3 protein-coding genes are annotated in these 7,701 nt (G+C 49.1%); 1 reads left to right on the top strand and 2 read right to left on the bottom strand.

Translation table 11 applies throughout. The features are described 5' to 3' along the window. A partial coding sequence (locus tag L876_RS0119150) for a type I polyketide synthase (protein ID WP_028765274.1) occupies positions 1–4,284 on the bottom strand: 4,284 nt, incomplete at its 3' end. Then, positions 4,284–5,147, bottom strand: coding sequence for a helix-turn-helix domain-containing protein (locus L876_RS0119145; protein WP_028765273.1), 864 nt, complete (start codon positions 5,145–5,147; stop codon positions 4,284–4,286). The genes L876_RS0119145 and L876_RS0119150, both read right to left, overlap by 1 nt. A gap of 413 nt (positions 5,148–5,560) precedes the next feature. On the opposite strand from L876_RS0119145, the gene fusA reads away from it, so the two are divergent. Further along, positions 5,561–7,609, top strand: a complete 2,049-nt coding sequence (fusA, locus tag L876_RS0119140) for an elongation factor G (protein ID WP_028765272.1) — start codon at positions 5,561–5,563, stop codon at positions 7,607–7,609. Positions 7,610–7,701 lie beyond the last annotated feature (92 nt).

Genomic DNA, 7,701 nt, shown 5'->3' with positions numbered 1-7,701 from the left:
AGTCGTGGCAGGAGTGAGGGCAGCTGGCGCATTTGCAGTAACAGACGCAGCGGCTATCGCTGGTAACTTGCTGTTCATGTAAGCAACGATTTCACCTAAGGTGCGACACTCTGCTAAGTCTTCTGGGCTGAGCTCTGGTAGCCCTGGTAGCTCGTCTTGCACTGTGCCTAAAATTTCAACGCGCTTGATAGAGTCGATGCCTAAATCAGCTTCCATATCCATCTCAAGCTCAAGCATCTCTGTTGGGTAACCGGTTTTCTCGGCTACCACGTTCATCATGGTGCTATGCACTTGCTCGTTAGTTAGACCGCTTGGAGCCGACGCGCTTGTTGTAACGGGTGCACTGCCAACGGCTGGCAGTTTACTGTTCATGTAAGCAACGATTTCACCTAAGGTGCGACACTCAGCTAAGTCTTCTGGGCTGAGCTCTGGCAAACCTGGTAGCTCATCTTGCACAGTGCCTAAAATTTCAACGCGCTTGATAGAGTCGATGCCTAAGTCGGCTTCCATATCCATCTCAAGTTCAAGCATCTCGGTTGGGTAACCGGTTTTTTCAGCCACTACCGACATCATGGTCGCTTGCACTTTATCAGCAGAAAGCGCGTTGCTTGGCGCTGGTTCAATGACTGGGCTTGCAACAACTGGCGTTATAACGGCTGGTGCAGTAACTGTCACGACAGGTGCGCTAACGGCAGGCGCTACAGCTTTTGGTGCTACCGCAGGGGCAACGGTAGGTGCTGCCTTTGTCATTGAGGTTGCCGCAGTGCTAGCCAATGGTGCAGCGGTAACGACTGTGGCTGACTGGGTTGGCGCTGCTTGTACTGGCGTTGGCGGAGTTGTAGCGATTGCACCATGATTTAACAGTTCAAGCGCAGCAGTACTGCTTTGTGCTTGCAGTTCAAGGAACTGTGTATGGCTTTGCAGCGTTTGCGCCTGATGCTGGTGGAACTGCTCCATTGAGCGTTGCAGACTTTCTGGAATAGTCATTCCAGAGGCTGCCATCTGTGCTTGCGCGGTCATCAAACTAGTGAAGGTTTCACCATATTGCTGAGGAATGGATAAGAACTGCTGATGCAATGCCGCCGCTTGGTTTTGCGCGGCAAAGAACTGGCTTAGGGCATCGTTGCTCACTGGCGTGGGCGTGGTGGTAGCCATTTGGGGCGCAGCCGCTTGTGCTGGGGTATTGTTTACAGGCGAACGGTTTACCGCACAGTTGTTTTCTACGACTTTTTCTACAACTTTCTCAACTTCCACAATCTTCTCTACTTCTACAATTTTCTCGACTTCGACCACTTTCTCAACTTCAACTAATTTTTCAACTATTTGACTCGAGATCGCACCTGTTTGTAACGATTTGGCCATCTTAGCCTGAGTTGCTGGGCTAATATGGTTGGTCGCTGTCAACTTAATGTTCATTGCCGATGGCTGCTCTTCGGCCGCTATTGGCGCCGCATAAGGATCAAGGTTTTCTAATGCAATGCCATTAACAGCAAGTTGAACTGCCGCTTGACGCAGTTGCAGATCGCTATTGCCTTTAGGGTTTGGGTTGATGCTGACAGTGCACAGTTCGCTCATCTTGTCGCTAAGGGTGTTTTCAACCAGTTTTTGTAAGATGTTTTTAGGACCGAACTCAACAAATACACGGGCACCCGCATCATACATGGCTTGCAACTGCTCGCTAAAACGAACCGATTGCAGCATATGTTGCTTAAACTCGCTCTTAATGGTCTTCGCGGCCGAGTTATACTGTTGGCCTGTGGCATTTGAGTAGATCGGGCGTTGTGGCTTAGTGAATTTCGCCGCATCGATAGCCTTAGCAAACGGAGCTTGAGCATGGCCAACCAATGGCGTATGGAACGCACCCGAAACCGGCAGTGAGATCGCTTTAAAGCCGATGTCACTTAAGGCTTTTGCTGCCTCTGAAGTTGCGGCAGTCGGTCCGGCAATCACTAGCTGAGTTGGCGCGTTGTAGTTTGCCACTTTTACGCCATCAAATTTGGCGATAGTTGATTCAAGTAATTCAAGATCACTGGCAGCTTTGGTGATAATGGCATACATTGCGCCGCTATCCACACCGTCATCAAGCTTAGTCGCCATGGCATCGCCGCGGGCAAAGGTGAGCTTGTAGTAATCGTCACTGCTGATAACCCCTGCGGCACAAAGCGCACTGAGTTCACCAAAGCTGTGGCCAGCGACCATGTCAGCTTCAAAACCTGCGGCGGTCAGTAACGCGTATTGGCCCATTGAGATGGCACCAATCGCACTTTGTGCGTTAGCTGTGTTGGTTAATAGTGCTTCTTGTGCTTTTTTAGCCTCAGTGCTAAACACTGGAATAGGGTAAACAACCTGAGACAATGGTGTCTTGTTGTGGGCATCAAACACCTTGTCAGCGCGTACAAATTGCTGGCGTATCTCTGGGAAGTGGCAAGCGAGTTCACGGCCCATATTGAGGTACTGTGAGCCTTGGCCTGCAAAGAGGGCGGCCACTTTACCCTCTGTCATTGTTGCGGCGCGGTAATGAATACCACCTGGCAGTGACCAGTGAACCTCATCACTATTTTGTAGTTTAGTCAGCGCTTGATTAATCAGCTTGATGAGTTCGTCATTGCTGCTAGCAACCAATCCGAGCCGCGGTGCATTCGATTCAAGTTTACGAACGTCATAATCGCTGGCGATGTCAGTTAAGCGAGTGCCATTATTCGCTGCGCTGAGGGCGCTATTGAGGCTTGCGATTAACTCAGCGTTATTCGCGCCACTAAAGAGCAGGCTTTGAGCAACGCTGCGCTGACGGTATTGGGTTAGCTTGCTATCAGTGCGTGCATGGTCACTGTTGTACTCTTCCAATACAAAGTGGAAGTTAGTGCCACCAAAACCAAATGAGCTGATCCCGGCGCGGCGCGGCGTGCCATCGGGACGAGGCAGCCATGGGCGGGTTTCAGTATTGAGATAAAACGGCGAATTTTCGATATCCAGCTTTGGATTTGGCTCGCTGACGTTGATGGTGGCTGGCAACACTTTGTGGTGAAGCGCTAGCGCCGCTTTGATCAATCCAGCAGTCCCTGCGGTTGATTTAGTGTGACCAATTTGCGATTTCACCGAACCCAGCGCGATATGTTGTTTACTGTCGTTCTCTTCTGAAAATACAGAGCTTAAGCCTCTAAATTCAGCCGCATCACCCGCCGCAGTACCGGTACCGTGGGCTTCGATGAGTCCTAGGGTGTGGGGTGCAAAGCCTGCATCATCATAGGCGCGTTTTAGTGCTTTAGCTTGACCTTCAGGGCGCGGCGCATAGATAGATTTAAATTTACCATCAGATGAAGAGCCGATACCTTTTATGACAGAGTAGATACGATCGCCGTCACGCTCCGCATCCTCAAGACGCTTAAGCGCTATCATGCCGATGCCTTCGCCAATCATCATCCCTTTAGAGTCGATATCAAAGGGCTGAATGGTTTCATTGGTGGTAAAGGCGGGGGTCTTTGAGAAGCTCATATACATCGAAGGAGAGTTGTCGGTACAGACACCACCAGTGATCATCATCTCTGAGCGGCCTTCAACGAGCTCGCTTAGTGCCATACGCATAGCGGCTAATGAACCAGCACACGCGGCGTCGACAACACAGTTCATACCACCTAGGTCGAAACGGTTGGCAATACGGCCTGCAATTACGTTACCTAAAGAGCCAGGGAACGAGTTTTCTTCCCAATGGATGTATTGGTCTTGGAATTTCTTAATCAGCATCTCGCTGTCAGCATCGCTGATACCGCTGCTCTTAAAGACTTTCTTTAGCACAGGATATTGTAGACGTGAATTAAGGCTTTGGCTGATCTTCTGACCGCCACCGACACCTAGCGTAATACCGATTTTGTCACGGTCATAATCAGCCGGTAGGTTGGCATCGGCCAACACTTCTTTGGCGACAATCAGCGATAGCAGTTGTGAGGTATCGGTCAGCTCCAAGATATTTGGCGGCAGGCCAAACTCCATTGGGTTGAAGTTAACTTCTGGCATAAAACCACCGCGTTTGCAGTAACTTTTATCTGGCGCACTCTTGTTGCTATCAAAGTAATCTTCGGTATTCCAATGGGTGTCTGGCACTTCCGTTATCGCATCAATCTTCTCACTGATTAAGTCCCAAAACTTATTCAGGTAGCGAGAGTTAGCAAAGATACTGGCCATGCCAACGATAGCAACAGGCATATCTTTAAGTCGCTTATTTAGACGGGTGTCGCTCTGCGTCTGGTCGGCGGCTTGTTTAGCGGTAGGTTTAGAGGTCTGGCTCATTATGAGTCTCCAGTGGATGCCTGATTATCAGGCGTCTTGTTGTTAATGTCAGCGTCTGCTTGTGTGCTATGAGTAAGCTTGGCACCAGGGAATCGCTGTAAAAAAGTGTGATAGTTGCGAACGAGCAACTTACGTAAATGAAACGGCCCATGCTTTAACACATGGGTGATATAGCGGCTTGTGGCTTGGGTGTTGCCATCTTGATATATATCTAAATAGATCCAGTCACTGTGAGGATCTATGCCCAGCAATACCGAACTTGGGGTAGCGTCGGTCAGTTGCGGTGGAATGGTTAGTGATGCCACTTGGACCACTGTGTCACCATCGGCTTGCGGCAGCGCCAAGGTGTTGGCCAAAGTTTTGGGGTTGAGCGTGTAGGTCGCAATATGACTCCCTTGGGCGATAGGCAACTGATTAAAGTAGCGATCAGGGACGTTAGGGCTTTCAATATTGCTAACACGGGAAACACCGTAACGTTTAAGGCAACGCGCCAGTCCAGAGCGGGACACATGGGGATTGATAAAGATTTGAGTGACCTGCAATAGCCTGTCTAGAGGCATCTTAAGCTGATACCTTAGCCCAACCACGACATACTCTTGCATTGGCGTGAGCGTTGTATTGAGGTGATGGGGGGTATTAGGCGTATTGTTGACAGAGTCGCGCTTACGCCACTTGCGCACAGTGGCTTCACTGATGTTGAGTACCTTGGAGAGTTGGCTGACCGGAAGGTCTGATTCTTGGATGAATCGGCGCATCTCAGGGGTTGTGGTGGCATTTTTATGCCTAGACTCGGTGACACTTTGCGTACAGTCATCCGGCTTGTCACTATTTTCGCGAGCATTACCGCTCTGAGGCTCAACCATAGATATTGCAAGTTTCCATGAATAATCTACTGGGACATTGCCGCTGTATATCGGCCCTTTTGAGCTGCAGACTCATTAGGTATAAAGGCAATGTGACAGTGATTTATAGCTATTTGCCCAGCAGACTACAGTAGGTTTAGGGTCAATACAATCACCTGGGACTTAAAACTGCCTGTTTAGACCAGTTTAAGCGTACGCTTGTAAGCTAAGCGTTTGGGTGTTGTATAAAAAATGCTAGTGATTTTAAACCGTGATCTCGATCAATTGTTCATCACAATTACAAGCCTATACTGGTCATTAACAAACCGATAACAACTCTCTCTTCTTATTCGCAGCACGCACGGTTTTGTTTGCAGTGTAGCCAAATCGTAACGCTGTTATGTATTGGACAACATAAAATGAAGGAGGCCAAAATGGCTGAGTTTACAACTGAGCAGATAAGGAATCTGGCGGTGCTCGGGCACACAGGTGCGGGTAAATCCTCACTGCTAGAGGCGTTACTGTTCCAAGGTAAGGCGATCACGCAAAAAGGCAGGGTGGATAAGGGCACAAATCATGCCGATTTCACTGCCCAAGAAAAAGATCATCGCCATAGCTTAGAACCTTCCTTTCTTAATCTCGACGTCGACAACCACCACATCAACTTTATCGATACTCCTGGGCTACCTGACTTCTTTGGTCGTGCCTTGTTGCCGCTTCCTGGAGTGGAAACTGTGTTGTTGGTGATTAACGCGACCACAGGGATTGAAACCATCACTCAACGAGCGTTTGAAGCCGCTAGAGCCCAAGGAAAAGTGGTATTAATTGCCGTTAACCATATCGATGGCAATGCCGACTCTTTGCCTCGATTGCTCGATGATATTCAAACCAAATTTGGCCATCGTTGTTTGCCGGTTAATTTACCAAATGCTGCGCTCGATGATGTGATTGATTGTTATCTGCATCCACAGCCTCAATTGCAGGGCGATGCGCTCTTTCATGATATCGCCAGCGCTCGCGATGAACTGGTTGATACCGTACTGGAAGAAGATGACGATTTGATGGCACTCTATTTAGAACAGGGAGAGTCACTTAATCCAGAGCAATTACATGCGCCGCTCGAAGCCGCCTTACGCATGGGACACTTGGTGCCTGTTTGCTTTACCAGTGCCGAAACTCAGGTGGGTATTGCAGCCTTGCTCGAATGCATTATTAAGCTATGTCCTAATCCGCTAGAGGCAAATCCGCCGCAGTTTTTAAAAGGCGAAGGCGACAGTGCGTTGCCAGTGGATGTGACGCAAGGGGCTGATGATCACGTACTCGCTCATGTCTTTAGGGTGGGTATTGATCCCTTCTTTGGACGTATGGGCGTGTTCCGTGTCCATCAGGGAACCATTAATCTTGGTATGAAACTCTTTATTGGTGATGGCCGTAAGCCCTTTAAGGTGACCAATTTATTTAAGTTGCAAGGGGATAAACAGCTGTCCGTCACCTCAGCTGTACCGGGGGATATCTGTGCGGTATCTAAAGTTGATGAGCTAAGTGTTGGTGCTGTGCTTCATGATAGTCATGATGAAGATGAGTTTAGGCTACCTGCGTTAACACTACCACAACCTATATTTGGCCTCGCAGTATCGGCTAAGCGCCGTGGCGATGAGCAAAAAATTGCCGAGGTGCTCAATAAACTGGTGGTTGAAGATCCGAGCTTACAGATAGCTAAGAATGAGGCTGAAGGTCAGACGATATTACAAGGCCAAGGAGATTTGCATCTGCAAATAGCCCTGGAAAAAGCCCATGACATGTTTAATGTCGATATGGATACCGACGTGCCTGCAGTGGCTTATCGTGAAACCATCACGGCAGCAGCGACGGCACGTTATCGTCATAAGAAGCAGTCTGGTGGGTCTGGTCAGTTTGGTGAGGTTGAGCTAACCGTTGAACCCTTGCCACGGGGCGCGGGTTTTGAGTTTATCAGCAAAGTCGTTGGGGGCTCGGTGCCCAGTCAATATATTCCAGCGGTAGAGAAAGGCATTAAAGAAGCGATGAGCGGTGGAGCGCTTGCAGGTTACCCCATGCAGGATGTGCGGGTATCTTTGCTCGATGGCAAGCATCATAGTGTCGACTCCAAAGAGATCGCCTTTGTGATGGCGGGCAAAAAAGCTTTCTTAGATGCGGTACATCAAGCCCAAGCGGTTATCTTAGAGCCGATAGTTGAGATGCAGGTGCGCGTAGCGCAAGAGCATGTCGGTGATATTACGGGTGATATCAGTGCCAATCGCGGCATTATCTGTGGTACGCAAGCACTGGGCAATAGCAAAGTGGAGGTTGAAGTGGAAGCACCACTGGCCACCGTTGATGATTATTCTACGCGGCTTAAATCGATGACGGGCGGTGATGGTCAATTCTCAATGGCATTTAGCCGCTACGATATTGTGCCTGAATCGGTACAGCGCGAATTAATGGCTGCAGCGAAGCGTGAATAATAAAGGTCATGGGTTTTATCGCTGAGTACATAACTATATACGCAGAGTTATTGAGGCTAAAGCGTCGGATAGACTGAAAAGGAGAACTGCGG

The sequence above is a fragment of the Shewanella colwelliana ATCC 39565 genome (assembly GCF_000518705.1).
Taxonomy (GTDB): Bacteria; Pseudomonadota; Gammaproteobacteria; order Enterobacterales; family Shewanellaceae; genus Shewanella; species Shewanella colwelliana.
This window is presented reverse-complemented; position numbering and strand designations above follow the sequence as displayed.

Coding starts and splice junctions, on each gene's coding strand:
- L876_RS0119145 (WP_028765273.1), bottom strand. CDS start 5,147: ATGGTTGAGCCTCAGAGCGGTAATGCTCGCGAAAATAGTGACAAGCCG.
- fusA (WP_028765272.1), top strand. CDS start 5,561: ATGGCTGAGTTTACAACTGAGCAGATAAGGAATCTGGCGGTGCTCGGG.